The organism is Streptomyces sp. NPDC046925 (genome assembly GCF_040644915.1).
GTDB lineage: Bacteria > Actinomycetota > Actinomycetes > Streptomycetales > Streptomycetaceae > Streptomyces.
In genome coordinates, this window is the sequence record NZ_JBEYWZ010000001.1 from 982,177 (window position 1) to 1,008,968 (window position 26,792).

Annotated in this window: 23 protein-coding genes; 16 read left to right on the forward strand and 7 right to left on the reverse strand. The window is 70.9% G+C overall.

Annotated elements, in window-relative coordinates; genetic code table 11:
* Positions 1 to 39 precede the first annotated feature (39 nt).
* Both ABZ906_RS04135 and ABZ906_RS04140 read right to left on the reverse strand, forming a co-directional pair.
* Entirely contained in the window at positions 40 to 2,334 is a 2,295-nt protein-coding gene (locus tag ABZ906_RS04135) for an excinuclease ABC subunit UvrA (protein WP_361377069.1), read from the reverse strand.
* A 10-nt stretch (positions 2,335 to 2,344) separates the two neighbouring features.
* Positions 2,345 to 3,976 (reverse strand): ATP-binding cassette domain-containing protein, encoded by a 1,632-nt coding sequence (locus ABZ906_RS04140; protein WP_361377072.1) that lies wholly within the window; start codon positions 3,974 to 3,976, stop codon positions 2,345 to 2,347.
* Positions 3,977 to 4,306: 330 nt separating this feature from the next.
* Here ABZ906_RS04140 and ABZ906_RS04145 point away from each other — a divergent pair, with 330 nt between their 5' ends.
* Together ABZ906_RS04145 and ABZ906_RS04150 are read left to right on the forward strand one after the other, a co-directional pair.
* On the forward strand, positions 4,307 to 4,996 hold the full coding sequence (locus ABZ906_RS04145; RefSeq protein WP_361185352.1) for a GPP34 family phosphoprotein: 690 nt from the start codon (positions 4,307 to 4,309) through the stop codon (positions 4,994 to 4,996).
* Positions 4,997 to 5,095: 99 nt separating this feature from the next.
* Positions 5,096 to 5,950: an isocitrate lyase/phosphoenolpyruvate mutase family protein gene (locus ABZ906_RS04150; protein ID WP_361377075.1), complete on the forward strand. Its 855-nt coding sequence runs from the start codon at positions 5,096 to 5,098 to the stop codon at positions 5,948 to 5,950.
* A gap of 55 nt (positions 5,951 to 6,005) precedes the next feature.
* Here ABZ906_RS04150 and ABZ906_RS04155 read toward each other — a convergent pair whose 3' ends face one another.
* Positions 6,006 to 6,422, reverse strand: a complete 417-nt coding sequence (locus ABZ906_RS04155; RefSeq protein ID WP_361185356.1) for an SsgA family sporulation/cell division regulator — start codon at positions 6,420 to 6,422, stop codon at positions 6,006 to 6,008.
* A gap of 255 nt (positions 6,423 to 6,677) precedes the next feature.
* Between ABZ906_RS04155 and ABZ906_RS04160 the strand changes: the two genes are divergently transcribed.
* On the forward strand, positions 6,678 to 7,727 hold the full coding sequence (locus ABZ906_RS04160) for an oxidoreductase (protein WP_361378074.1): 1,050 nt from the start codon (positions 6,678 to 6,680) through the stop codon (positions 7,725 to 7,727).
* A gap of 18 nt (positions 7,728 to 7,745) precedes the next feature.
* On the opposite strand, the gene ABZ906_RS04165 is transcribed toward ABZ906_RS04160, so the two are convergent.
* Positions 7,746 to 8,042, reverse strand: coding sequence for a YciI family protein (locus tag ABZ906_RS04165; protein ID WP_361377078.1), 297 nt, complete (start codon positions 8,040 to 8,042; stop codon positions 7,746 to 7,748).
* Between the two features lie 136 nt (positions 8,043 to 8,178).
* On the opposite strand from ABZ906_RS04165, the gene ABZ906_RS04170 reads away from it, so the two are divergent.
* Positions 8,179 to 8,745, forward strand: coding sequence for a hypothetical protein (locus ABZ906_RS04170; protein WP_361377081.1), 567 nt, complete (start codon positions 8,179 to 8,181; stop codon positions 8,743 to 8,745).
* A complete protein-coding gene (locus tag ABZ906_RS04175; protein ID WP_361377084.1) occupies positions 8,742 to 9,455 on the forward strand; it encodes an endonuclease V in 714 nt (237 codons plus the stop codon). The genes ABZ906_RS04170 and ABZ906_RS04175 overlap by 4 nt, the downstream gene beginning before the upstream one ends.
* Here the strand turns inward: ABZ906_RS04175 and ABZ906_RS04180 are convergent.
* Positions 9,427 to 10,638, reverse strand: coding sequence for a saccharopine dehydrogenase NADP-binding domain-containing protein (locus tag ABZ906_RS04180; protein WP_361377087.1), 1,212 nt, complete (start codon positions 10,636 to 10,638; stop codon positions 9,427 to 9,429). The genes ABZ906_RS04175 and ABZ906_RS04180 overlap by 29 nt on opposite strands.
* A 184-nt stretch (positions 10,639 to 10,822) precedes the next feature.
* Between ABZ906_RS04180 and ABZ906_RS04185 the strand changes: the two genes are divergently transcribed.
* From ABZ906_RS04185 to ABZ906_RS04210, 6 genes are all read left to right on the forward strand, one after another.
* Positions 10,823 to 11,980: a CaiB/BaiF CoA-transferase family protein gene (locus ABZ906_RS04185; RefSeq protein WP_361377090.1), complete on the forward strand. Its 1,158-nt coding sequence runs from the start codon at positions 10,823 to 10,825 to the stop codon at positions 11,978 to 11,980.
* Entirely contained in the window at positions 11,980 to 13,005 is a 1,026-nt protein-coding gene (locus tag ABZ906_RS04190; RefSeq protein WP_361377093.1) for an LLM class F420-dependent oxidoreductase, read from the forward strand. The genes ABZ906_RS04185 and ABZ906_RS04190 overlap by 1 nt, the downstream gene beginning before the upstream one ends.
* A gap of 10 nt (positions 13,006 to 13,015) precedes the next feature.
* A complete protein-coding gene (locus tag ABZ906_RS04195; protein WP_361185374.1) occupies positions 13,016 to 14,158 on the forward strand; it encodes an acyl-CoA dehydrogenase family protein in 1,143 nt (380 codons plus the stop codon).
* Positions 14,159 to 14,205: 47 nt separating this feature from the next.
* On the forward strand, positions 14,206 to 15,420 hold the full coding sequence (locus ABZ906_RS04200; protein WP_361377096.1) for an acetyl-CoA C-acetyltransferase: 1,215 nt from the start codon (positions 14,206 to 14,208) through the stop codon (positions 15,418 to 15,420).
* Between the two features lie 207 nt (positions 15,421 to 15,627).
* Complete coding sequence (locus ABZ906_RS04205) at positions 15,628 to 17,799, forward strand: 3-hydroxyacyl-CoA dehydrogenase NAD-binding domain-containing protein (protein WP_361377099.1); 2,172 nt, start codon at positions 15,628 to 15,630, stop codon at positions 17,797 to 17,799.
* Between the two features lie 108 nt (positions 17,800 to 17,907).
* Positions 17,908 to 18,630 carry a hypothetical protein gene (locus ABZ906_RS04210; protein WP_361185381.1) on the forward strand — a complete coding sequence of 241 codons (723 nt, stop codon included), beginning with the start codon at positions 17,908 to 17,910 and terminating at the stop codon, positions 18,628 to 18,630.
* An 18-nt stretch (positions 18,631 to 18,648) separates the two neighbouring features.
* Here ABZ906_RS04210 and ABZ906_RS04215 read toward each other — a convergent pair whose 3' ends face one another.
* On the reverse strand, positions 18,649 to 19,389 hold the full coding sequence (locus tag ABZ906_RS04215) for a MerR family transcriptional regulator (RefSeq protein WP_361377102.1): 741 nt from the start codon (positions 19,387 to 19,389) through the stop codon (positions 18,649 to 18,651).
* Positions 19,390 to 19,545: 156 nt separating this feature from the next.
* Here ABZ906_RS04215 and ABZ906_RS04220 point away from each other — a divergent pair, with 156 nt between their 5' ends.
* The 5 genes from ABZ906_RS04220 (at position 19,546) to ABZ906_RS04240 (ending at position 25,013) form a co-directional block, all read left to right on the forward strand.
* Positions 19,546 to 21,357, forward strand: coding sequence for an AMP-dependent synthetase/ligase (locus ABZ906_RS04220; RefSeq protein WP_361377105.1), 1,812 nt, complete (start codon positions 19,546 to 19,548; stop codon positions 21,355 to 21,357).
* A 215-nt stretch (positions 21,358 to 21,572) separates the two neighbouring features.
* Positions 21,573 to 23,030: an amino acid permease gene (locus tag ABZ906_RS04225; protein ID WP_361185388.1), complete on the forward strand. Its 1,458-nt coding sequence runs from the start codon at positions 21,573 to 21,575 to the stop codon at positions 23,028 to 23,030.
* 44 nt (positions 23,031 to 23,074) lie between these two features.
* Complete coding sequence (locus tag ABZ906_RS04230; protein WP_361377108.1) at positions 23,075 to 23,554, forward strand: macro domain-containing protein; 480 nt, start codon at positions 23,075 to 23,077, stop codon at positions 23,552 to 23,554.
* 101 nt (positions 23,555 to 23,655) lie between these two features.
* On the forward strand, positions 23,656 to 24,132 hold the full coding sequence (locus ABZ906_RS04235) for a hypothetical protein (protein WP_361185393.1): 477 nt from the start codon (positions 23,656 to 23,658) through the stop codon (positions 24,130 to 24,132).
* Positions 24,133 to 24,212: 80 nt separating this feature from the next.
* Positions 24,213 to 25,013, forward strand: a complete 801-nt coding sequence (locus ABZ906_RS04240) for an alpha/beta hydrolase (protein WP_361377111.1) — start codon at positions 24,213 to 24,215, stop codon at positions 25,011 to 25,013.
* Between the two features lie 159 nt (positions 25,014 to 25,172).
* Here the strand turns inward: ABZ906_RS04240 and ABZ906_RS04245 are convergent, their stop codons facing one another.
* Positions 25,173 to 26,678: a M1 family metallopeptidase gene (locus ABZ906_RS04245; RefSeq protein ID WP_361377114.1), complete on the reverse strand. Its 1,506-nt coding sequence runs from the start codon at positions 26,676 to 26,678 to the stop codon at positions 25,173 to 25,175.
* Positions 26,679 to 26,792 lie beyond the last annotated feature (114 nt).

Genomic DNA, 26,792 nt, shown 5'->3' on the forward strand with positions numbered 1-26,792 from the left:
GGCCCCGCCCGGCGCGCGCCGGGCCGGGGTGTCCGCACATCATGCAGCGTGCAAGGGGTCCAGGCCCAGGTCTCGTCGCAGATGAGCGGCGGTGAACGAGCCGTCCGCGCCGGTCAGCTGCTCCGGAGTGCCCTCGAAGACGATGCGGCCGCCGTGCTTGCCGCCGTCGGGGCCGAGGTCGATCACCCAGTCCGCGTGCTTGACGACCTCCAGGTTGTGCTCGACGACGACCACGGTGTTCCCGGCGTCGACGAGCCGGTCGAGGAGGGCGAGCAGACCGTCCACGTCGGCCATGTGCAGGCCGGTCGTCGGCTCGTCGAGGACGTACGTCGTGCCGGTGCGGTGCAGCTGCGTGGCCAGCTTGATGCGCTGGCGCTCGCCGCCCGACAGGGTGCTCAGCGGCTGCCCGAGCGTCAGGTAGGTGAGGCCCACCTCGTGCAGCGCCCTCAGCCTGCGGCGCACGCCTGTGTCGTCGACCGCGGCGAGGAAGTCCAGGGCCCGCTCGGCCGTCATGTCGAGCACGTCGGCGATCGAGCTGCCGCCGACGGTAAGGCCGAGCACCTCCTCCTTGAAGCGGCGCCCCTCGCACGCCTCGCAGGTCGTCGTCACCGGGTCCATGAACGCCAGGTCGCTGTAGATGATCCCGCGGCCCTGGCAGCTCTCGCACGCACCGGCGGAGTTGAAGCTGAACAGGCCCTGTTCCCGGCCGGTCTCGCGCGCGAACAGCTTGCGCAGCGAGTCCATGATCCCGAGGTACGTCGCCGGGGTCGAGCGGCCCGAGATGCCGATGCCCGACTGGTCGACGACCACGGCGTCCGGATGCCCGGCGACGAACGCCCGCGACACCAGCGTGCTCTTGCCCGAGCCCGCCACGCCCGTCACCGCGGTGAGCACCCCCGTGGGCACGCGCACGCTCACGTCCTTGAGGTTGTGCAGGTCGGCGCCCTTGACCCAGCGGCCGCCGATGGCCTCGCGCGGGCTCTCCTTGACGCCCGTGGAGCGCCGCAGGTGCCGGCCGGTGAGCGTGTCCGCGTGCCGAAGCTCCTGCGGTGTCCCCTCGAAGACGACCACGCCGCCGCCCGTGCCCGCCCCCGGTCCCATGTCGACGACATGGTCGGCGACGGCGATCACGTCCGGGTCGTGCTCGACGACGAGCACGGTGTTCCCCTTGTCGCGCAGCCGCAGCAGCAGGTCGTTGAGGCGCCCCACGTCACGCGGGTGCAGGCCGACGCTCGGCTCGTCGAAGATGTACGTCATGCCGGTGAGGCTGGAGCCCAGGTGCCGCACCGTCTTCAGGCGCTGGCCCTCGCCGCCGGACAGCGTGGACGTCTCGCGGCCGAGGCTGAGGTAGCCCAGGCCGATCGCCTCGATCCGTTCGAGCGCGGCCACGGCCGCCGCCGCGATCGGTCCGGCCACCGGGTCGTCGATCGGCTCCAGGGCGGTGATGAGGTCGGTGACCTCCATGCGTGCGCAGTCGGCGATGGTCAGCCCGCCGATACGGGTGGCGAGCGCCGCCTCGTTGAGCCGCGCTCCCTGGCACACGTCGCACCGGCCCTCGACGAGGAAGCGCTGGACCAGATCGCGGGTGTTCTGGCTGAGCGTCGACAGATCGCGGTTGAGGTAGAGCCGCTCGAAGCGGTCGGCGAGTCCTTCGTAGTCGATGTCGCGGGTCGCCCCGCCGCTGTTGTCTACGTTGACCTTGGCGCCCTTCTTGCCGCCGCGCATGAGGAACTGCCGCTCCCGTGCGCTGAACCGGCCCACCGGCTTGTGCGGGTCCAGGTCGGGGGTGTTGGTGTACGTCTGGCCCTGCCAGGTCCCCGCGGTGAACGGCGGGAAGACGATCGCGCCGTCCGCCAGGGACTTGGCGGGGTCCAGGATGCGGTCGTAGTCGGGCCGCACGGTCTTGCCCAGACCGTGGCACTCGGGGCACATGCCCGACGGGTCGTTGAACGAGTAGGCGGTCGCGGGACCGGCACTCGGTGTGCCGTGCCGCGAGAACAGCACGCGCATCACCGAGTAGACGTCCGTCATCGTGCCCACCGTCGACCGGGAGTGGCCGCCGATCGGCCGCTGGTCGACGACGATCGCGGGCGAGAGCTCCTCGATGGTGTCCGCGTGCGGCCGCTCGTACTTCGGCAGCCGGTTGCGGACGAACCACGTGAAGGTCTCGTTCAGCTGGCGCTGCGACTCGACCGCGATCGTGTCGAACACGACCGACGACTTCCCCGACCCCGAGACGCCGGTGAAGACCGTGAGCCGGTCCTTGGGAATGCGCAGGCTCACCTCCTTGAGGTTGTTCTCACGGGCTCCGGTGATCGTGATGTATTGGTGCATACACGCGAAGCTAGCCGGAATACCCGACATCTTCTGTCGTGATTTCCTTCATTTCGCCGTCGAGGAGCAGCCAGCGTGTGATGCCGATCGACTCCAGGAACGGCACGTCGTGACTGGCCACGATCAGCGCTCCCTCGTACGACTCCAGGGCCGTGGCCAGCTGCTTCACGCTCGCCATGTCGAGGTTGTTCGTCGGTTCGTCGAGCATCAGGAGCTGCGGCGCGGGCTCCGCGAGCAGCAGCGCCGCCAGCGCCGCCCTGAACCGCTCGCCGCCCGACAGGGTCGCCGCCCGCTGGTCGGCCCGCGCCCCCTTGAACAGGAAGCGGGCCAGGCGGGCCCGGATCCGGTTGTTGGTGGCGTCGGGCGCGAAGCGCGCCACGTTCTCGGCGACGGTCAGCTCCTCGTCGAGCACGTCGAGCCGCTGCGGCAGAAAACGCAGCGGGACATGCGCGAGCGCCTCTCCTTCCACGGCCTCCAGCTCCCCGGCGATGGTGCGCAGGAGGGTCGTCTTGCCCGCGCCGTTGCGGCCGATCAGCGCGATCCGTTCGGGGCCGCGCAGCTCGAACTCGCCCTGCACGCGCGCTCCGTAGCGCAGCGAGAGGTCCCGCAGCGTGAGTACGGTGCGCCCCGGCGGGACCGCGGTGAACGGCAGGTCGACGCGGATCTCGTCGTCGTCCCGCACCGCGTCGACGGCGTCGTCGAGGCGCTCCTTCGCCTCGGTGAGCTTCTCCTCGTGCATGATGCGGTGCTTGCCCGCGGACACCTGGGCCTGGCGCTTGCGCTCGCCCATGACGACCTTCGGCTCGCGCTTGGTGTCCCACATCTTCTGGCCGTACCGCTTGCGGCGGGCCAACTTGACCTGAGCGTCGGCGAGTTCGCGCTTCTGCTTCTTCAGGTCGGACTCGGCGACGCGCACCATGCGCTCGGCCGCCTCCTGTTCGGCGGCCAGCGCTTCCTCGTACGCGGTGAAGTTGCCGCCGTACCACTTGACCCCTCCGTCCCGCAGATCGGCGATCTGGTCGACCAGATCGAGGAGTTCGCGGTCGTGGCTGACCACGACCAGGACCCCGGACCAGGCGTCGACGGCCGCGTACAGACGCCGACGGGCGTACAGGTCGAGGTTGTTGGTGGGTTCGTCGAGCAGGAGTACGTCGGGGCGGCGCAGCAGCAGCGCGGCGAGGCGCAGCAGTACGGACTCGCCGCCCGACACCTCCCCGGTGGTGCGGTCCAGGCCGATGTGGCCGAGGCCGAGCTGATCGAGGGTCGCCACCGCACGCTCCTCGACGTCCCAGTCGTCGCCGACCGCCGTGAAGTGCTCCTCGGCCACGTCGCCCGACTCGATGGCGTGCAGGGCGGCGCGGGTCGCGGCGATGCCGAGCACTTCGTCGACGCGCAGACCGGTGTCCAGGGTGACGTTCTGCGGCAGGTACCCGATGTCGCCCGCGACGCGGACGGCGCCCTCGCTCGGCCTGAGCTCACCGGCGACGAGCTTCAACAGGGTTGATTTTCCTGACCCGTTGACCCCGATGAGGCCGGTTCTTCCAGGCCCGAAGGCCACCTGGAGTCCGTCGAAGACACCGGTGCCGTCCGGCCAGGTGAAGTCGAGCGACGTGCAGGTGATGGAGGTGGGGGTAGTAGACATGTGGTCCTCGCGGTTGCGTGAGATGAAGCGCGGTCAGGGGCAACGCGTTTCGGGACACCGCGGGGCGCGACAGGCAGGACGGGAGCAGCGTCGTCAGGAGGCGAGGGCAGAAAAAAGGGCCCTGTGCCCGGGGACGGCTCGTACGCCGAGGTCGCACGCTACGCACACAGCCGAGCCGTGTGACGCGGTGACTCCAGACCTCAGACGAGCAACGTCCTACTCCTATCGGCGACAACAGAACCGCTATACACCGTACGGGGCGCCCCCGGCGCTGTCAACGCTTTATCGTGACCGCGCGGACCCTGCGGACCCCGTGAACAAGGAGGCCCCATGCCCTATGGCTCGCTCTCGCTGCCGATGCGGATCTTCCTGCTGGCCTGGGACACCGGGCGCGGCAGGATCACCGGCGCCCCCGACCTGCACTACGCGGTACGGGCCTGCGCGCTCGCCGAACTGGCCCAGCGCGGCCTCGTCTCGGACGTGGACGGCATCGTCACACCGGTCTTCGGCGCGCGCACCGGCGACGCGGCCCTGGACAGCCTCCTCGAACTCGTCGAGGAGTCCCGACCCCGAAAATGGCGCGGCTGGGTCACGCACAAGGCCCGCCACACTCTGGACCGGGTGCGTGACCAGCTGGTCGCCGAGGGCTTTCTGCGCACGGAGCGCACCCGGATCCTCGGGATCTTCCCCTCCCGGCGGTACGAACTCGAGCGCGCCGGGTACGTCGAGGTCCTGCACGCCGAGGCGCTCGCCGTGCTGCGCGGTCCGGTGCCGGTGTCCGAGGTGCCGGCGGGCGACGCGGCCCTGGTCGTGTGCGCGGCGACGGGCAAGCTGCGCGGCGTCATCCCGGGCAAGGAGCGCAGGCAGCACAAGGAGCGCCTCGACGAGCTGACCGAGCGCAGCGGGGCGCCCGTTCCGGGGCTGCCCGAGGTGATGCGGACGCTGCGCAAGGCGCTGGCCTCGGCGGTCACGGCCGCGGAGGCGGCCAGGTCGAGCGGCAACGGGGGCGGGGGCGGTTGAGGGGGCCGTGCGAGGAGCCGTGCGAAGGGTCGCGCGGTGCGGACGTACATGTCGGATTCTCGCCAGCTCAGTTGCGTACGGCGCTGATTGAGTGGCCGCATGACGACGACGAACCTTCGTGATCAGGCAGCGGCATTCCGGGCCCTGCACATCGCCGGCCGGCCCCTCGTGCTGCCGAACGCGTGGGACGCGGCCAGCGCCCGCATCATCGAGGCCGCCGGAGCCGCGGCCGTGGCCACCACCAGCGCCGGTGTCGCGTGGGACCGCGGGGCCGCGGACGGCGACCGGCTCGGCAAGGACCGTGCGCTCGGGGCGCTCGCCGAGGTCGCGGCGGCGGTCGCGGTGCCGGTGACCGCCGACATCGAGAGCGGCTACGCGGCGGACCCGGCGGGTGTCGCCCGCACGGTGCGCGAGGTGCTCGCCGCGGGCGCCGTCGGCGTGAACATCGAGGACGCGCTGTACGAAGGGGACGCCCTGTACGAGGAGGGCGCACCGCTGCGTTCGGTCGCCGGACAGGCGGAGCGCATCGCGGCGGCGCGCGCGGCCGCCGACGCGGCGGACGTGCCGCTGTTCGTCAACGCGCGCATCGACACGTATCTGCGAGGGGTGGGGGAGCGGGCGGACCGCGCCGGGCTGACCCTGGAGCGGGCTGCCGCCTTCCTGGCCGCGGGAGCGGACGGGATCTTCGTGCCGGGGGCCGTGGACCCGGAGACCGTGAAGACGCTCGTCGAGGGCGTCGACGGACCGCTCAACGTGATGGCGGGACCCGGTGCGCCGTCGGTCGCCGAGTTCGCCGCTCTCGGCGTCGCGCGGATCAGCGTGGGGTCGGGCATCGCCCAGGCCGCGCACGCCGTCGTGCGCGAGGCGGCGCGCGAGCTGCTGGCCGAGGGCACGTACACGTCGCTGGCGGGCGGGCTCGACTACGGGGAGCTGAACACGCTGCTCGCCGGGTGACGCCGGGTGACGGCGGGGGTGTCGCGGGCGACGGTTCAGCGGGCCTGCCGCGTGTTCAGCAGGCGTCCCGCATCAGCTCGGCGAGGTCGTGGTCCAGATCGACGTGCAGATGCTCGTCGCCCGCGGGAACCAGGGCCAGCGTGCGGTGCAGGAAGCGGCGCAGCTCGCCGGTGCGGATGTGGACGATCGCCGTGCCCTCGGGCGCGTGGAACTCCACGACCGTGCGGTCGAAGCCGTACGGCCGCACGCGGACGTCGCCGTCGCCGACCGCCTGTTCCATGCCCAGGGTGAGCAGCTCGCGGGCGAAGGTCCAGAAGACCTCGATGCCCTCGAGGGTCGCCGGGGCGGGGAAGCTCATGCGGACGGCGAACGGATCATTCCGGTCGTAGTGCAGCGACGCGGGAATCGTCGGCATCCGCGGCGCGGCGGCGACGAGGCGGGCCTCTACGGCTTGATCGATGCTGGTGGACAAGGCCTGCTCCCTCAACTACAGCTGGACGACTCGGGTCGACACTTGGATAGACGTCGGAATGACGGAATCCGTGCACGCGAACACAGAGTGACCTCGGTCACCGCGTGCTCTTCACCGTCTTCACAGAAATCGCGGAAGGAATCATGAGTTCCGGTGGTAACTTCGCCGGCCATGAAGTCCTTGGGGAAGACGAGATGGTCGTGGCCCGTGGGCCGCACGGTGTCGGTGGGGCTGTGCGGGGCCGCTCTCGCCGCGATGGCACTGGCCGCGCCGGAGTCCGCCGGAGCAGTTCCCGCGAGCCCTGCGAGCCCCGCAAGCCCTGCGCAGCAGCGCGGCGGCTGGGATCTCAAGGACAGCGGCACCGACGCCCGCTTCCGCGGCCTCGCCGCCGTCAGCCGGAAGACCGCCTGGGCGGCGGGCACGAAGGGCACCGTGCTGCGCACCTCGGACGGCGGCGACAGCTGGCGGAACGTCTCTCCGCCCGGAGCCGGGGAACTGGAGTTCCGCGACATCGAGGCGTTCGACGGCCGCCGCGCGGTGGTCCTCGCCATCGGTGAGGGGGAGGCCTCGCGGGTCCTGCGCACCTCGGACGGCGGCGCGACCTGGACGGAGTCGTTCCGCAACACCGAACCCAAGGCCTTCTACGACTGCATGACGTTCTTCGACCGGCGCCACGGCCTGGCCATGAGCGACCCGGTGGACGGCAGGTTCCGCATCCTGTCCACCGCCGACGGCGGCCGCTCCTGGAAGGTCCTGCCCGACCAGGGCATGCCCGCCGCGCAGGAGGGCGAGGCGGGCTTCGCCGCGAGCGGCCAGTGCCTGGTGAGCTCCGGCCCCCGCGACGTCTGGCTGGCCACCGGGGGAGCGGCACGCGCGCGTGTCCTGCACTCCGCCGACCGCGGCCGCACCTGGAGAGCCACCGACGCCCCGATCCCGGCGGGCGACCCGGCGCGCGGCGTCTTCGGCCTCGCCTTCCGCGACCGTACGCACGGCATCGCGGTCGGCGGCGACTACCGCGCCGACCAGCCGTCACCGAAGGCCGCGGCCACCACCGGGGACGGCGGCCGCACCTGGACCACGGCGAAGCAGCCCCCGCCCGCCTACCGCTCCGGAGTGGCCTGGCTGCCGGGGAGCCGCCGGGGCGCCCTCGCGGTCGGGCCCACCGGCACGGACGTCACCGCGGACGGCGGGCGCACCTGGCGGACGGTCGACGCGGGGTCGTACGACACCGTGGACTGCACGCGCGACCGGGCCTGCTGGGCGGCGGGCGAGAAGGGCCGGATCGCGCGCTGGGAGCGGGACTAGCGGGTCCCGGCGGCGTGCCTAGGGCAGTACCTGCCGGTAGGGGGCGAGTGCCGGGGCCGTCTTCGTGGCGATGAACTCGGTGATGCGGTACTCGCAGACCTCCGCGAGCACGAAGGGATCGCTCGCCGCGATCTTCTCGATCGCCGCGCGGTCGTCGGCCACCGCGATGAGCACGCCGCCGTCCCGCGGATTCTTGCGCCCCGACGCGATGACGACGCCCTGCGCGTACAGCTCGTCGAGCCAGGCGACATGCGCTTCCAGCTCCTTGTCGACGGCGGACACGGGCGCGGTGTAGGTCAACTCCAGAACGAACATGAGCGCGAGGCTACCGGCGCGGCCCGCCAGGCGTGGCCGCGGCCCGGGGCGTTCGCTTTATCCTGATCGTTCAACCGGTCGCTCCATGGGGCGGCTTAGTGACGCGTGGCCGCCCCATTTCCGCCGGGAGTTCGCTTTGCTGTACAGGAAGACCGCTCTGCGCGTCGCCGCACCCGTGGCCGTCGCCGCCCTCGCACTGACCGCCTGCGGGGGCGGCGACGGCAAGAAGGACTCCGGGGACCGGGCGAAGGCCGGTGCGCGCGCCACAGGCGAGAGCGCCACCGGCGAGTCGAAGGAGGGCCTGGTCTCCGCCGACTACGAGGTCACCGCGCAGAAGGTCGAGCTGGGCACCGAGGCCGAGACCGCGAAGATGGTGTCGGACCCCGAGGAGGCCAAGGGCCTGATCCCGGCCGTCGCCCACGTGAAGTACACCTACAAGTCCGCCACGCCCCTCGCGACGAGCCCGCGCGTGAGCTACTCCAGCAGGATCTGGGCGGACGGCAGGCGCGGCACGCTGATCGTCGGCGCCGCCGACGGCAAGCAGGGCTGCGAGGCTCCCCGGTCCATCAAGGGCTGGAAGCGGGGCGAGTCCCACGTCCTGTGCGAGACCTACCTGGTGCCCGAGAACGCGAAGGACCTGGAGGTCCACTGGTCCGATCTGGACGGCGAGGCGTTCGTCTGGAAGTTCGAGGCGACCAGGTGACGACCACCCTCGCGCCCGCAGACTGGCCCGCCGACGAGACGGCCGCCCGCGCCGTCCAGGACGCACTGCGCGCCCGGACGGTGCTCGACGAGGCGGGCCCGCCGCCGGGCACGGGGCACGTCACGGGAGTCGACGTCGCCTACGACGACGAGCGCGACATCGTCGCCGCGGCGGTCGTCGTCCTGGACGCCGCAACGCTCGACGTCGTCGAGGAGGCGACCGCGGTGGGCCGCGTGGCCTTCCCGTACGTGCCGGGCCTGCTCGCCTTCCGCGAGATCCCCGCCGTCCTCGCCGCCCTGGGCAGGCTCGGGGCCGATCCGGGCCTGGTCGTCTGCGACGGCTACGGCATCGCGCACCCCCGCAGGTTCGGCCTCGCGAGCCACCTCGGCGTCCTCACGGGGCTGCCCACGATCGGCGTGGCCAAGAACCCCTTCACGTTCACGTACGAGGCTCCCGGCGCCCCGCGGGCGAGCGCGGCCCCCCTCCTCGACGGAACGGAGGAGGTCGGCCGCGCGCTGCGCACCCGCGAGGACGTCAAGCCGGTGTTCGTCTCCGTCGGCCACCGCGTGAGCCTGGACAACGCCTGTGCCCACACCCTGAGCCTGACGCCGCGCTACCGCCTCCCGGAGTCGACGCGGCGCGCGGACGCCCTGTGCCGTGCGGCGCTGCGCGAGGCGACCGCTAGCGCGACGCCGCCACCCGGAACCTGAGCCCCGCGGCCCCGAGCCGCGCCGTCAGGGCGTCGCCCATCGCCACGGCGGTGGTCAGCTGTCCCGCCACCTCCGGCAGACCCTCGTCGAGGGCCAGGCACAGCGCCGCCTCGCCCAGCATCTTCGCCGTCTCGTCGTACCCCGGATCACCGCCCGAGACCTCCGTGAACACCCGCTTGCCGCCGCCCTCGCCGACGAACCGCACGGAGAACCAGCTCGTGGCCCGCCGCTGCTCGCCGGGTCCGTCGCCCGGCTTCATCCGCGAGGACAACCACCGGCGGGCGGGCGGCAGTTGCGCCGCGACCGCGAGACCGCCGACGGCCGCCGCGCCGCCGACCGCGAACGGCAGGGTCTTCACGGCCGCGTAGTGGCGGTAGCGGAAATCGGGTCCGTAGCGGTCGAGCGCCCGCGCCGAGCGCTGCACCACCTGCGGGTCGATGGTCGGCAGGGGCAGCGCCCAGGCGCCGACCTCGCCCGCGTACCGGGGCGCGGCCGGCGGCGCGTACGCCGTGCGGCCCACCACGCGCGGCTCGTGCCGGCGGCGGTCACGGGCGGCGGCCATCATCTGCGGCCCGCGGGCGAACTGGTTGAGCGCGGAGGCGAACGTGCCTCCGGAGAACGTCGCGTTGGTGCGCACGAACCCGTCGACGCGCAACGGCACGCCCTCCGGGAGCTGTCGCACCGTGAAGTACGCGCCCAGGTCGTGCGGTACGGAGTCGAAGCCGCAGGAGTGCACCAGGCGCGCGCCCGTCTCCCGGGCCGTGGCGTCGTGCCGCACGTACATGAGGTCGACGAACTCGGGCTCACCGGTGAGGTCCACGTAGTCCGTGCCCGCCTGTGCGCACGCGGCGACGAGCTCCTGGCCGTACGCGAGATAGGGGCCGACGGTCGTGGCCACCACGCGCGCGTGGTCCGCCATCTCCCGCAGGGACGCCGGGTCCGCCACGTCCGCGCGGACCAGGGGGAGCTCCGCGCACGCCGGGTGGACGGCGGCGAGCTTGTCCCGCAGCCGCTCCAGCTTCCCCGTGTCACGCCCCGCGATCGCCCAGCGCAGTCCCTTCGGCGCATGCGCGGCGAGGTACTCCGCGGTGAGCACGCCGACGAAACCGGTCGCTCCGAACAGGACGATGTCATGCGCGCGGTCCGCCGCGCGCTGCTTGCCGTTGCCGTTCTGACTGGTCATGGCACCTCTCTGCCGTGCGCCCCGCGCCGATGTCGGACGCCGAGGCTAGCGCGCGAAGCGGGGCCGGCCGCACGGCCCGTCCCCGATTTGTCTAAGCGCTTGCTTGCTAGGGTCTTGTGCGGAGTGGAACACGTTCTTAGCATCACTGGTGTTACATCAGTTGTGTCATAACGCTGGGGGCTCAATGGCAGTTCCGGACAAGGGCGTTCTCGGGCCGCTGGCAGGGGTGCGCGTGGTCGAGCTGGCGGGGATCGGTCCCGGCCCGTTCGCGGCCATGCTCCTCGCCGACCTCGGCGCCGACGTCGTGCGCGTCGACCGGCCGGGCGGCGGCGGTCTCGCGATCAATCCCGAGTACGACGTCACCAACCGCAACAAACGCTCCGTGATCGTCGACCTCAAGGCGGCGGACGGCGCGGACCGCGTCCTCGACCTGGTGGACCGCGCCGACGTGCTCATCGAGGGCTACCGCCCCGGCGTCGCCGAGCGCCTCGGCGTCGGGCCCGGCGCCTGTCACGCCCGCAACCCCAAGCTCGTCTACGGCCGGATGACCGGCTGGGGGCAGGAGGGCCCGCTGGCCCAGCGCGCCGGACACGACATCGCGTACATCGCGATCACCGGCACCCTCGGCATGATCGGCAATCCCGGCGAGCCGCCCACGGTCCCCGCGAACCTCGTCGGCGACTACGCGGGCGGCTCGCTCTATCTCGTCGTCGGCATCCTCGCGGCCCTGCACCACGCGCGCGAGAACGGCACGGGCCAGGTCGTGGACGCCGCGATCGTCGACGGCACCGCGCACCTCACGTCGATGATCCACGGCATGCTCGCGGGCGGCGGCTGGCAGGACCGGCGCGGCGCGAACCTCCTGGACGGCGGCTGCCCCTTCTACGGCAACTACGAGACCGCCGACGGCGGTTACATGGCCGTCGGCGCCCTGGAGCAGCAGTTCTACGACGAGTTCATCGAGCTCCTCGGCCTCACCGGCGAGGCGCCCGCGCGCAAGGATCTCGCGCGCTGGGGCGAGCTGCGCGAGGCGGTCGCCGCCCGCTTCAAGGCACGTACGCGCGAGGAGTGGACGGCCGTCTTCGAGGGTTCCGACGCCTGCGTGGCGCCCGTCCTCTCGCTGTCCGAGGCCCCCGACCACCCCCACCTCGCGGCCCGCGGCACCTTCGTGCACCACGGCGGCATCACTCAGCCCGCCCCCGCACCCCGCTTCTCCTCGACCCCCACGCACGTCCGCGGCGGCCCCGCCCAGCCGGGCGCCGACACCGAGGACGTGGCCCGCGACTGGGACGTACCGGTGCTCGTCCAGCATTCCGACACCACCACGAAGGAAGACAGCTGATGGAGATCTCCGCACCTCTCGCCTACGCGGGCGACCCGAGGCAGGCCGCCGACGACGTGGCCGCCCTGGAGTCCGCGGGCCTGGACGCCGTCTGGGTGGCGGAGGCGTACGGCTTCGATTCGCCCACCATCATGGGCTACCTTGCCGCGCGCACCGAGCGTATGAAGATCGGCGCCGCGATCCTCAACGTCTACTCGCGCACCCCCGCCCTCATCGCCCAGACGGCGGCCGGACTCGACGCGATCTCCGGCGGCCGGGCGATCATCGGGCTCGGCGCCTCGGGCCCGCAGGTCGTCGAGGGCTGGCACGGAAAGCCGTACGACAAGCCCCTGGCCCGCACCCGCGAGGCCATCGAGCTGACCCGGCGCATCCTGCGCCGCGAGGTCATCGACCACCACGGCATCACGGACATGCCGCTGCCCGCCGAAAAGGGCGGCAAGCTGGGCAAGCCCCTGAAGATCCTCACCAGGCCGGTCCGCTCCGAAGTGCCCCTCTACGTGGCATCCCTCGGCCCCGCCAACGTCCGCATGACCGCGGAGATCGCCGATGGCTGGCTGCCCACCCTGTTCATCCCGGAGAAGGCCCACCAGGTGTGGGGCGCCCCGCTCGCCGAGGGCAAGGAGAAGCGCGATCCGGCGCTCGGCCCGTTGCAGACGGTCGCCGGCGGACTGCTCTCCATCGGCGAGGACGCGGCCGCCGCACGGGATCTGGCCCGCCCCCAGATCGCCCTCTACGTGGGCGGCATGGGCGCACCGGGGAAGAACTTCTACAACGACCTCGCGGTCGCGTACGGCTACGAGAAGGAGGCCGCGCGCATCCAGGAGCTGTATCTCTCGGGCAAGAAGAAGGAGGCCGAGGCCGCCGTCCCGGACGAGTTCTGCGAACTCATAACGCTGTGCGGGCCCGAGAGCTACGTCCGCGAGCGCGTCGAGGCCTTCCGTGAGGCGGGCGTCACCATGCTCAACGTCATTCCCGTCGGCCCCGAGCCGGCCACGTCGATCGAGACCGTCAAGGGCTGGCTCTAGGAGGCCGTACGTGAAGCGACAGATCTTCTCCGCCGAACACGAGGCGTTCCGCGAGACCGTCCGCACCTTCCTCAGCAAGGAAGTGGTGCCCCACTACGAAGAGTGGGAGAAGGACGGGATCGTCAGCCGTGACGCGTGGCTCGCCGCGGGCAAGCAGGGGCTGCTCGGGCTCGCCGTGCCCGAGGAGTACGGGGGCGGCGGCAACGCCGACTTCCGCTACAGCGCCGTCCTCGCCGAGGAGTTCACCCGCGCGGGCGCGGCCGGGCTCGCGCTCGGCCTGCACAACGACATCATCGGCCCCTACCTCACCTCCCTGGCCACCGACGACCAGAAGCGGCGCTGGCTGCCGGGTTTCTGCTCCGGCGAGATCATCACGGCCATCGCGATGACCGAGCCGGGCGCGGGCTCCGACCTCCAGGGCATCCGCACCACCGCCACCGACCAGGGCGATCACTGGCTGCTCAACGGCTCCAAGACCTTCATCTCGAACGGCATCCTCGCCGACCTCGTCATCGTCGTCGCCAAGACGTCGGCGGAGGGCGGCGCGAAGGGCCTGTCCCTGCTCGTCGTCGAGCGGGGTATGGACGGCTTCGAGCGGGGCCGCAACCTCGACAAGATCGGCCAGAAGTCCCAGGACACCGCCGAGCTGTTCTTCAACGACGTACGCGTCCCCAAGGAGAACCTCCTGGGCGAACTCGACGGCGCCTTCATCCACCTGATGACGAACCTCGCGCAGGAGCGCATGGGCATCGCCGTCGCGGGAATCGCCGCCGCCGAGCACCTCCTGGAGATCACCACGACGTACGTCAAGGAGCGCGAGGCCTTCGGGCGCCCGCTCTCCAAGCTCCAGCACATCCGCTTCGAGATCGCCGAGATGGCCACCGAGTGCGCGGTCACCCGCACCTTCCTCGACCGCTGCATCGTCGATCACTCGAACGGCGAGCTCGACGCCGTGCACGCCTCGATGGCCAAGTGGTGGGCCACCGAGCTGCAAAAGCGCGTCGCCGACCGCTGCCTGCAACTGCACGGCGGATACGGCTACATGACCGAGTACCGCGTCGCCAAGGCCTTCACCGACGGCCGCATCCAGACGATCTACGGAGGCACGACCGAGATCATGAAGGAGATCATCGGCCGCTCCCTGCTCGCCTGAGTCCGCCCCACCCTCACCTGCAGAGTTCTTTGCGAAAGGCTGCTGTCTTGACCACCGAAGCGTACGTATACGACGCGATCCGCACCCCGCGCGGACGCGGCAAGGCCAATGGCGCCCTGCACGGCACCAAGCCGATCGACCTCGTCGTCGGCCTGATCCACGAGATCCGGGCGCGATTCCCCGACCTGGACCCGGCGGCCGTCGACGACATCGTCCTCGGCGTCGTGGGCCCCGTCGGCGACCAGGGCTCCGACATCGCGCGCATCGCGGCCATCGCCGCCGGTCTTCCCGACACCGTCGCCGGCGTCCAGGAGAACCGCTTCTGCGCCTCCGGCCTCGAAGCGGTCAACATGGCCGCGATGAAGGTGCGCTCGGGCTGGGAGGACCTGGTCCTCGCGGGCGGCGTCGAGTCGATGTCGCGCGTCCCGATGGCCTCGGACGGCGGCGCCTGGTTCGCCGACCCGATGACCAACTACGAGACGGGCTTCGTGCCGCAGGGCATCGGCGCCGACCTCATCGCCACGGTGGAGGGCTACTCCCGGCGTGACGTCGACGAGTACGCCGCCCTGTCCCAGGAGCGCGCCGCGGCGGCCTGGAAGGACAACCGCTTCGAGAAGTCCGTCGTGCCGGTGAAGGACCGCAGCGGCCTGGTCGTCCTGGACCACGACGAGTACATGCGTCCCGGCACCACCGCCGACTCGCTCGCCAAGCTGAAGCCGTCCTTCAAGGACATCGGCGACCTCGGCGGCTTCGACGCCGTCGCGCTGCAGAAGTACCACTGGGTCGAGAAGATCGACCACGTCCACCACGCGGGCAACTCCTCCGGCATCGTGGACGGCGCCGCCCTGGTCGCCATCGGCACCAAGGAGGTCGGCGAGCGCTACGGCCTCGCGCCGCGCGCCCGCATCGTCTCCGCGGCCGTCTCCGGCTCCGAGCCGACCATCATGCTCACCGGTCCCGCCCCGGCCGCCCGCAAGGCGCTCGCCAAGGCGGGCCTGACCATCGACGACATCGACCTCGTCGAGATCAACGAGGCGTTCGCGGCGGTCGTCCTGCGCTTCGTGAAGGACATGGGCCTGTCCCTGGACAAGGTCAACGTCAACGGCGGCGCGATTGCGTTGGGGCATCCCCTGGGCGCGACCGGGGCGATGATCCTGGGCACGCTGGTCGACGAGCTGGAGCGCCAGGACAAGCGGTACGGCCTCGCCACGTTGTGCGTGGGCGGGGGGATGGGCATCGCCACGATCGTGGAACGGGTGTAGCGCCGCGGGGGCCGGGAGCCGTCGCCGACCGCGGGTACGTCGTGGTCGCTCGCGCAGTTCCCCGCGCCCCTGAAGGCGTGCGCTGCGCGCAGCCTTCCCCGCGGGGAACTGCGCGACCAGCCCCCACCCACCGCCGGTCGGCAACGAAACGGCACCACCCTCCCCGGATCCCGCCCGGGCCCACTCAGACTTCACGGAGACAAGACCATGACCGAAAGCACGACCATCCGCTGGGAGCAGGACGACACCGGTGTCGTCACTCTCGTCCTCGACGACCCCAACCAGTCCGCGAACACCATGAACCAGGGTTTCAAGGACTCCATCGCGGCGATCGCCGAGCGCGCGGAGGCCGAGAAGGACTCCATCCGCGGCATCATCTACACCTCCGCCAAGAAGACCTTCTTCGCGGGCGGCGACCTCAAGGACATGATGCAGGCGGGCCCCGAGAACGCGCGGGACGCGTTCGAGGCTGGCGTCGCCATCAAGTCCTCCCTGCGCCGCATCGAGACCCTGGGCAAGCCGGTCGTCGCCGCCATCAACGGCGCGGCCCTGGGCGGCGGCTACGAGATCGCCCTGGCCAGCCACCACCGCGTCGCGCTCGACGCGCCCGGCTCCAAGATCGGCCTGCCCGAGGTCACCCTCGGCCTGCTCCCGGCGGGCGGCGGCGTGACCCGCACCGTGCGCCTCATGGGCATCGCGGACGCGCTCCTGAAGGTGCTGCTCCAGGGCACCCAGTACAACCCGAAGCGCGCCCTGGAGAACGGCCTCGTCCACGAGGTGGCCGCCACCCGCGAGGAGATGATCGAGAAGGCCCGCGCCTTCATCGACGCCAACCCCGAGTCGGCCCAGCCCTGGGACAAGCCGGGCTACCGCATCCCCGGCGGCACCCCCGCCAACCCGAAGTTCGCGGCGAACCTGCCCGCGTTCCCCGCCAACCTCAAGAAGCAGATCAACGGCGCCCCCTACCCGGCCCCGCGCAACATCCTCGCGGCGGCCGTCGAGGGCTCCCAGGTCGACTTCGAGACCGCGCTGACCATCGAGGCGCGGTACTTCACCGAGCTGGTCACCGGGCAGACCGCGAAGAACATGATCCAGGCGTTCTTCTTCGACCTCCAGGCCGTCAACTCCGGCGCCAACCGGCCCAAGGGCATCGAGGCACGCCAGGTCCGCAAGGCCGCCGTCCTGGGCGCGGGCATGATGGGCGCGGGCATCGCCTACTCGTGCGCCCGCGCGGGCATCGAGGTCGTCCTCAAGGACGTCTCGGCCGAGGCCGCCGCCAAGGGCAAGGCCTACTCCGAGAAGCTGTGCGCCAAGGCGGTGCAGCGGGGCCGTACGACGCAGGAGAAGGCCGACGCGCTGCTCGCCCGCATCACGCCGACCGCCGACCCGCAGGACCTCGCGGGCTGCGACGCCGTGATCGAGGCGGTCTTCGAGGACACCGCCCTCAAGCACAAGGTGTTCCAGGAGATCCAGGACGTCATCGAGCCGGACGCGCTGCTGTGCTCCAACACCTCGACGCTGCCGATCACGCAGCTCGCCGAGGGCGTCACGCGCCCCGTCGACTTCATCGGCCTGCACTTCTTCTCGCCGGTCGACAAGATGCCGCTCGTCGAGATCATCAAGGGCGAGCGGACCGGCGACGAGGCCCTGGCCCGCGCCTTCGACCTCGTACGCCAGATCAACAAGACGCCGATCGTCGTCAACGACTCGCGCGGCTTCTTCACCTCGCGCGTGATCGGGCACTTCATCAACGAAGGCGTCGCGATGGTCGGCGAGGGCATCGAGCCCGCGTCCGTCGAGCAGGCCGCGGCCCAGGCGGGCTACCCCGCCAAGGTCCTCTCCCTCATGGACGAGCTGACCCTCACCCTGCCGCGCAAGATCCGCAACGAGACGAAGCGGGCCGTCGAGGAGGCCGGTGGGACCTGGGCCGGGCACCCCTCGGACTCCGTCATCGACCGCATGGTCGACGAGTTCGAGCGCCCCGGCAGGAGCGGAGGAGCGGGCTTCTACGAGTACGTGGACGGCAAGCGCGCAGGCCTGTGGCCGGGTCTGCGCGAGCACTTCACCAAGCCGGGCACGGAGATCCCGTTCAAGGACATGCAGGAGCGGATGCTCTTCTCGGAGTCGCTCGACACCGTGCGCCTGGTGGAGGAGGGCGTCCTGACGTCCGTCGCGGACGCCAACATCGGCTCCATCTTCGGCATCGGCTTCCCCGGCTGGACCGGTGGCGTGCTCCAGTACATCAACGGCTACGAAGGCGGCCTGCCCGGCTTCGTGGCACGCGCGCGTGAGCTGGCCGACCGCTACGGCGAGCGGTTCACGCCGCCCGCGCTCCTGGTCGAGAAGGCCGACAGGGGCGAGAAGTTCAGCGACAACTGACGCCCTTCACCTGCGGTTCCGTTCCCTCCGGGGCGGAACCGCAGGTCGTCGCCCCCGCGTCGTATCCTCCCGTAGAGCATGATCACGACAAACGGAGGATGTACCGCTGTGCGGTTGACAACTGGGGGAACGACGCGAGCAGTCGGCGTCGGAGTGCTGGTCCTGACGCTGGCCCTGACGGGCTGCGGCGGCAAGAAGAAGAACAAGAAGCACAAGACGGGTTCGGGGTCGTCGCACAGCCGCACCATCGGCGGCGCGGCGGGCGGATCCGCCGCCAAGGGCGCCGGTTCGCTGAGCGGCGCGCGCGACGCGAAGGCGATCCTGCCGCCCGCCGAGACGATGCCCGCCGCTCTGCGCACCGTCTCCGCCGAGCTGCACAGCCGTGCCAAGGCGCCGTCCGTGTGCAAGGAGCCGACCGGCAAGTGCAAGGGCGCCGTCGCCAACGGCCGGGTCGGCTACCGCAGCAACGACAAGGCCGAAGGCGCGAGTTACGAACTGATCGTGTACCGCAGGGAGAGCGCCGCCGGGCTCGCCTTCGCGGCCTGGGACAACTATGTGCGTACCAACACGCACAAGCTGAAGGTCGTCGAAGGGCCCCGGCAGGGCTCCGGCAGCGTCGCTTTCGGGTCTGTGGGGTCCGGGCAGCAGAACACCCGGCAGATCGTCATCCTCCAGGGCAAGTACGTCGCCACGCTGAAGATCCGGGACAACTCCGGATCCGCGGAGGCCATGAAGGACCTGAACGTTCTGGCCGAGGTCTATGCCACGCGGCTGCAGCAGGCCTCGCGGGGCGAGACGCCGACGGCCACCGCGGCCAACACCAGGGTCTAGCAGGGGGCCGGGAGTGGCTCAGGAGTCCTTGAGCCACTCCCGCAGCTCCTCCTTGAGGGAGCGCTGGAACGCCGTCACCAGGGCCTGCACCACCATCGGCTGCATATGGGCCGACAGGGACCGCATCGCCGCCACGTGCTCCGGGTCTGACTCCCGCTCCCGGTAGGGCCCCCACACCTCGTCGCGGAAGAGGCGGGACAGCTCTACGGCCGCCGAGCGCGTGTGCTCCATCAGGACCGTGCGCGCCGCCAGGATCGTCTCGTGCGCGATGGGCACGTCGAGCAGCTGCACGCCCAGGCGCAGCAGCCCCGGATCGACGCTGTAGACACCCTTGGGCTCCGCGGGCGCGACGACCCCCATCGCCGAGAGCCGGTCCAGATCCCCGTCGCTCAGTGGCCGCCCCGCCCGGCGCTCCAGCTCCGCGCGGTCGGTCTCCTCGGCCGAGTCGGGCGCCCAGGAGGCGACCACCGCGCGGTGAATGGCGAGGTCATGGGCGCTCAGGTCCGGCGGCAGCTGCTCCAGATACCGCTCGATCGCCGCCAGCGTCATGCCCTGGTGCTGGAGCTCCTCGATGAGCCCGAGCCGGGACAGATGCTCCTGGCCGTAGTGACCGACCCGGCGCGGACCGATCACCGGCGGCGGCAGCAGGCCCTTGGTGCCGTAGAAGCGGATCGTGCGGACGGTGACGCCCGCGCGCGCGGCCAGTTCGTCGACCGTGAGCGTCGGCTCGTCGGTGTCCGGTGTCCTCGTCATCGTCATGGCAGCACATCGCCTTCCCGTTCGTGCACCGGCAGTTGTGCACCGATCCGGTGCAACAGTATTGCTGTCTCACCACTGTTGTGAAAGCGTCCCGCCCAGTCACTTGAAAGCGTCAGGCCCGGTCACTTGCTTCGTCGATGACGCCAGGAGGCGGTCATGACCACGATCCTGCGACTTCCCGGGGAACCCGCCGGCATCACGCTCCCCGCCCTGCTGCTCCGCAACGCCGAGGACCACGGCGACCGCCCCGCACTCTCCTGGCGCACCGCACCCGAAGGCCAGTGGACGACACTGACCTGGAGCGAAGCCCGCCGCAAGATCGCCGTCCTCGCCGCCGGATACGCGGCGCTCGGCGTGCGGCGCGGCGAGCACGTCCTCATGATGATGGGCAACCGCCCCGAACACTGGCTCAGCGATCTCGCCCTCGTGCACCTCGGCGCGGTCCCCGTCACCGTCTACGGCACATCGGCCCCCGAACAGATCGCCCACATCGCCCGGCACAGCAGGGCCCGCTTCGCGATCGTCGAGGGCGCCCGCGAACTGGACCGCTGGGAGCCCCTCCTGCCGGACGTCACGGTCCCGCTGGAGCGCCTGGTGGTCGTCGAGCCCGCCGACGCGGGCACGCACCGCACGTACGGCTCCCTGCACGCCACCGGGAGCCGTCTCTTCGATCCGGACGGCTTCGAGAAGGCCTGGCGCGAATCCGCCGCGGAGGATCCGCTCACCGTCGTCTACACCTCGGGCACCACCGGCGACCCCAAGGGCGTCCGGATCTCCCACCGCAACGTCGTGCTGAACGCGGTGGCCCTGGACGCCGTGGTCGAGCTCCCCGACTTCGTGGAGCACATCAGCTACCTCCCCTTCGCGCACGTCGCCGAGCGCATGCTGGGCATCTACCTGCCGGTGTCCCGCGCCGCTCACGTGTACCTGTGCGCGGACCCCGCCGCCGTCGCCGCGACCGCCCGTGAGCTGCGTCCCGCGCAGTTCTTCGGGGTCCCGCGCGTGTGGGAGAAGCTCGCCGCGTCCGTGCGTGCCGCTCTCGCCGGGCTGCCGCAGGAGCAGCGCGAGGCGATCGAAGCGGCGAACGAGACGACACGCGCGCGCGTGGAGTACGTCGAACGTGGCGAGGACCCGCCGGACGACCTGGAGACGGCGTACCGCGAGGCCAAGGAGAAGGTCCTCGATCCGCTGCTCTCCCTGGCCGGGTTCGACCGCCTGGTGTGGACCGCGAGCGCGGCGGCCTCGATGCCGCAGGACGTCGTGCGCTTCTGGGCGGGCTTCGGCCTCGTGATCATGGACGCGTGGGGTCTGACGGAGACGACCGGGGTCGTCACCCTCAACACCCCGGCCTCCTTCCGGCTCGGCTCGGTGGGCAGACCCCTGGACGGCCTGGAGATCCGCACCACCGAAGACGGCGAGATCCTGGTGCGCGGCGCGACCGTCTTCGACGGCTATCTCCTGCCGGACGGCGGCGTGGAGTCGGCCCGCGACGCCGACGGCTGGTTCGCCACCGGCGATGTCGGCCGGATCGACGAGGACGGCTTCCTCTGGCTCACCGACCGCAAGAAGGAACTGATCGTGACGTCGACGGGAAAGAACGTCTCGCCCGCACTCGTCGAGAACACGCTCAAGGAGCACCCCCTCATCGGGCAGGCCCTCGTCCACGGCGACGGCCGCTCCTACCTCGTGGCGCTGCTCGTCCTGGACGCCGAGATGGCCCCCGCCTGGGCCGCCGCTCGGGGCATCACGGGCGACCTGATGGCGAGCGAAGCCGTACGCGACGAGATCGCGCGGGCCGTGGAGGCGGCCAACGCGCGCCTCAACCGCACCGAGCAGATCAAGCGCTACCGGCTCCTGGGGGAGGAGTGGAGCCCGGAGACGGGAGAACTGACACCGTCCCTGAAGCTGCGCCGCAGGGTCATCCGGGAGAAGTACGGGGACGCCATCGACGGGCTGTACACCACCTGACGCACCCAGTGATCCACGGTCTGTACACCCGGTGATCATTGTGTGTACACCCCCTGCCCACCATGTGAGAAGTGCCGCTATGTGACGTGCGCCACCGCATGTCGAGCGATCTCTGGGGGAAGGTGTCGCGTCGGTCCACGCACCTCAGGGGTGTCGTGGACCGGAGCACATCCGGACACCGGAGTTTTCCGGGCACCAGAGAGTAGACCCCCCACGTGAGCAAGGAAGCCGTAGACACGGCCGCTGCGGACGCATCCCGCACAGATGCGTCCCAGGCCCCCGCGGACGCGGGAGACGCCGGTTACAGCAAGGACCTCAAGGCCCGTCACGTCAACATGATCGCCATCGGTGGCGCGATCGGAACTGGACTCTTTCTCGGTGCGGGCGGCCGCCTGCACTCCGCGGGCCCCGCGCTCGCCGTCGCGTACCTCGTGTGCGGCATCTTCGCCTTCTTCGTCGTACGCGCCCTCGGCGAGATGGTCATCTACCGGCCGTCGTCGGGTTCGTTCGTCAGTTACGCGCGTGAGTTCCTCGGCGAGAAGGGCGCCTACGTCGCCGGCTGGATGTACTTCCTCAACTGGTCGACCACCGGCATCGCCGACATCACCGCGATCGCGCTCTACACGCACTACTGGAGCCTGTTCACCGACATCCCCCAGTGGGTGCTCGCGCTGATCGCCCTCGCCGTCGTCCTCGCGATCAACCTGATCTCGGTGAAGTACTTCGGCGAGATGGAGTTCTGGTTCGCGATCGTCAAGGTCGCGGCCCTGATCGCCTTCATGCTGATCGGCATCTTCCTGCTGGTCACCCAGCACAAGGTCGGCGGCGAGACGCCCGGTCTGAGCGTGATCACCGACAACGGCGGCTTCCTGCCGCACGGCCTGATGCCGGTCGTGATCGTCATGCAGGGTGTCGTCTTCGCGTACGCCTCGCTGGAGCTCGTCGGCGTCGCGGCGGGCGAGACCGCCGAGCCGCACAAGGTCGTCCCGCGCGCGGTGAACTCGATCATGTGGCGCGTGGGTCTCTTCTACGTCGGCTCCGTCGTCCTGCTCGCGCTGCTCCTGCCCGGAGCGGTCTACTCGGCGGACCAGAGCCCGTTCGTGACGGTCCTCTCCAAGATCGGCGTGCCGGCGGCCGGTGACGTGATGAACCTCGTCGTCCTCACCGCCGCGATGTCGTCGCTGAACTCCGGCCTGTACTCCACGGGCCGCATCCTGCGCTCGATGGCGATGGCCGGTTCGGCGCCGAAGTTCACCGCGAAGATGAACAAGAGCCAGGTCCCCTACGGCGGCATCCTGCTCACCTCCGCCGTGTGCGTGCTCGGCGTCGGTCTGAACTTCCTCATGCCGAGCAAGGCCTTCGAGATCGTCCTGAACGTGGCGTCCCTCGGCATCATCAGCACCTGGGTGATCATCATGGTCTGTCACCTGGCATTCGTCCGCCGCGCCAAGGAGGGCGTGATCACCCGGCCCGGCTTCCGGCTCCCCGGCAGCCCGGTCACCGAGATCGTCACGATCGTCTTCCTGCTCTCCGTCCTCGTCCTGATGTGGAAGGACCCGGAGATCGGCCGCAAGACGCTCTACCTCATCCCGATCATCGGGGCGGCGCTGGTCGCCGGCTGGTACGGGATCCGACGCAGGGTCGACCGCGAGGCGGCGGGCCTCACGAAGTAGCGGCTCGACCGGCCACTGTCGGTGGCTGCGTCTACGGTGGCGTCATGTCGGAGATCTCATATGTCCGGGGTGACGCCACCGCGCCGTTCGGCAAGGGCGTCAAGCTGATCGCCCATGTCTGCAACGACCTGGGGGGCTGGGGCAAGGGCTTCGTCGTGGCGGTGTCACGCCGCTGGCCCGAGCCGGAGGCGGCGTACCGCCGGTGGCACCGCGAGCGGGCGAAGAACGACTTCGGTCTGGGCGCCGTCCAGTTCGTCGAGGTCGATCAGTACATATGGGTGGCCAACATGATCGGCCAGCACGGCATGCGTACGGGCAGCAAGGGCGTCCCCGTGAGGTACGAAGCCATCGACACCGCCCTGGCGGCCCTCGCCGACAAGGCGGTCGAGCTCGAAGCCTCCGTGCACATGCCGCGCATCGGCTGCGGTCTCGCGGGCGGAAAGTGGTCCCGCATCGAGCCGCTGATCGCCCGGCGCCTGGTGGAGCGGGGCGTCGCGGTGACGGTGTACGACTTCGGGGACTGAGGCGGGGCTGCGGCGGGGCGGCGGCCGCGGAGTGGTGGGAATCACTCAACTGCCGTACAGGTGCGCGTTGTTCCGCACGTATGAGCGGGTAGATCGGCGGCATGCAGCTCATTCCCATGCCGCTAGGGCCCATCAACCCGGACGTCGAGCACATGGTCGTCGGAGCCGTGCTGTTCGCGCCCCTCTACTTCTTCGCCAGGCGCATGATCCTGCGCCTCAACCGCGTACTCGAAGTCCGCGCCGAGATCCTTGAGGAAGCCGCCGGACCGGCGGCGGAGCTGCGCCGCGACGCCGAGCGGATACGCGCCGTGAAGGAAGCGACGCTGGCCGAGGCCCGCCGCGAGGCCGCTCAGGTGCGCCAGCAGGCCCGGGAAGAAGGGGCCGCCCTGATCGCCGCCGCCCGCGAGGACGGCGTACGCGAACGCGACGAGGCGCTGGCGGACGGGAAGGTCACGATCGCGGCCGAACGCGCGGCGGCGGACGCCGAACTGCGCTCCCACGTAGCGGAGCTGGCCTCCGAGCTGGCGAGCAGGATCGTGGGGGAGCCGGTCGCCACGGCGACGGGTTCCGGCCGCTAGCAGAGCACTTTCGCGTCTCACGGGGCGCCGGGCGCACCACCGGCCTGGCGCCCCGCGTGGTGTCGCGGCACGCTCGGACCATGGAACTCATGGTGCCGGTCAAGGACGGCGAGGTCTGGGCGGAGGACTCGGGAGAGCCCGGCGGCCGGGGGAGGACGGGCGGCGACGCGCTGCCGCTGGTCCTGCTGCATCCCGGCGTCGCGGACTCCCGTGTCTGGGACGGAATCCTGCCCCGCCTCACCGAGCGGTGCCGGGTCATCCGCTACGACGCGCGGGGTTACGGCAGGTCTCCCGCCCCCACCGGGCCCTTCTCGCTCGTCGATGACCTGACCGCGGTCCTTGACCACTTCGACGTGGCCCGCGCGTTCCTCGCGGCGTCGAGCATGGGCGGCACCACGGCCATCGGCCTCGCGCTGGGTGACCCGGGCCGGGTGGCGGGGCTTGCCCTGCTGGTCCCCGGCATCACCGGCAATCCGGACTTCCTCATGGCGGAGTTCACGGCCGAGGTGGGCCGGCTCGCGGAGGCGGGCGACATGGACGGCATCGTGGCCCTGGTCAAGCGCACCTCGGCGGCCGCGGGGGCCGGGAACGACCCGGCGGACGCGCTCATCAGGGCGGTGATCCCGGCCTGGTTCGCGGTCCACCCCCACCAGGTGCCCGACCCGCTCGCCTTCGACCGGCTCGGCGAAATCGACGTGCCGTGCGTCCTGGCCCTGGGGGAGCGCGACGACCCCGAGGTGGTCCGCTGCAACGAGGAGATGGCGGCCCGTATCCCCGGCTGCCGGCTCGTGCGGCTGCGCTCCAGCGACCACTTCCCGACTCTGCGCGAGCCGGACGCCGTCACGGAACTCATCCTGGGGGCGTACGCGGCGGCGGGCTGACCGGGGGCGCACCGCACATCACCGGCTCCGCCGAGTTCGTCCTGAAACGCCGGACGCGCTGATTCCCCCCGCCCACCCACCCCTCCTTCCCAGCGGCTCGACGCCGGGTAAACGGGTGGGTGGGCGGGAGAGCATCCGCCGCGAAGCGGCGGGCCAGGATCAGTGACCGTGGTCGTGGACGCCGTTCGTCGCGGCGATGGACTTCCAGGACTTCGGCGCAGCCGGAGCCGAACCAGCGGACGAGGACCGGGCGATCCCCGCGTCCTTGGCGGCGGGCGCGTCCGGACGCGACGGCTGGAACAACCACGCATCGAACAGCGCAGCGAGAGGCCTGCCGGACACCTTCTCCGCGTACTTCACGAAGTCACTCACCTTCGCGTTCCCGTACGCATGCTCCTTCGGCCACCCCTTCAGAATCGCCGAGAAGGACTTCTCGCCGATCTCGTTGCGCAGCGCCTGCAGGGCAAGACCCCCGCGGTCGTACACGGCGAGGTCGAACTGGTTGTCCGGGCCGGGGTCGCCCGGCTTGACCTTCCAGAAGGGATCGTCGGCCGGGTGCTGGGCGTACACGTAGTCCGCGAGCTCCTGCGCCGTCCCCTCGCCCTCCTTCTCCGACCACAGCCACTGGCTGTACCGCGCGAAGCCCTCGTTGATCCAGATGTCCTTCCAGCCGTCGACGGACACGCTGTCGCCGTACCACTGGTGGGCCAGCTCATGGACCACGACGGAGACGTTGGACCCGTTCGCGAACTGCTTCGGGCTGTAGAACGGCCGCGTCTGCGTCTCCAGGGCGAAGCCGCTCGTCACGTTCGGGACGTACCCGCCAAGGGCGTTGAAGGGGTACTTGCCGAAGACCGTCTCCAGCCACTCGGCCACCTCGGCCGACCGCTCGATGCTCGCCCGCGCGGCCCCCGCGTTGTCGCCGAGGTCCTTGCTGTAGGCGTTCAGGACGGGCAGGCCGTCCGCGGTCTTGTCGGTCGTGATGTCGAACTTGCCGACGGCGAGCGTCGTCAGATAGCTGGCCTGCGGCTTGTTGGAGCGCCAGTTGAAGCGCGTCCAGGCGAGCTTCGAACTCTGCGACTGGAGCACGCCGTTGGAGATGGCCTGCGAGCCGTCCGGCACGGAGACCGAGACGTCGTACGTCGCCTTGTCGAGCGGGTGGTCGTTGGACGGGTACCACCACGCGGCCGACTCCGGCTCCTGCGCGGCCACGCCGCCGTCCGGCGTACGCGCCCACGCCGTATAGCCGTTGATCTTCACCTCGGACGGCTTGCCCGCGTACCGCACGACGACGGTGATCGGCGTGCCCTTGGGCAGGCCGGCCGCCGGAGTGATCTCCAGCTCCTGGTCGCCGGACTTCTTGAAGGCCGCCTTCTTACCGTTGACGCGCACCTCGCTGACCTTCAGGCCGAGGTCGAGGTTGAAGCGGGAGAGATCCTGCGTCGTGGTGGCGTTGATGGTCGCCGTGCCTTCGAGCAGGTCGGTCTTCGGCTGGTACTTCAGCCGCAGGTCGTAATGCGAGACGTCGTAGCCGCCGTTGCCGCTCGCCGGGTAGTAGGGATCGCCGATACCCGGTGCTCCGGGCGTGAAGTCGGCGGCCGATGCCGGGATCGCCAGCAGCAGAGAGGCCGCGAGCGCGCCCGGGGCGATGAGTCTGCGGTGCACAGGAACTCCAAGTCGTGGGGGCGGTTCAGTAGATGAGTCCGACCATATTGAGCCCCGCGGCCATGCGTCATGTCCATGGTCGCTCCTGTCACACGATCGCCATTCGGCCGACAT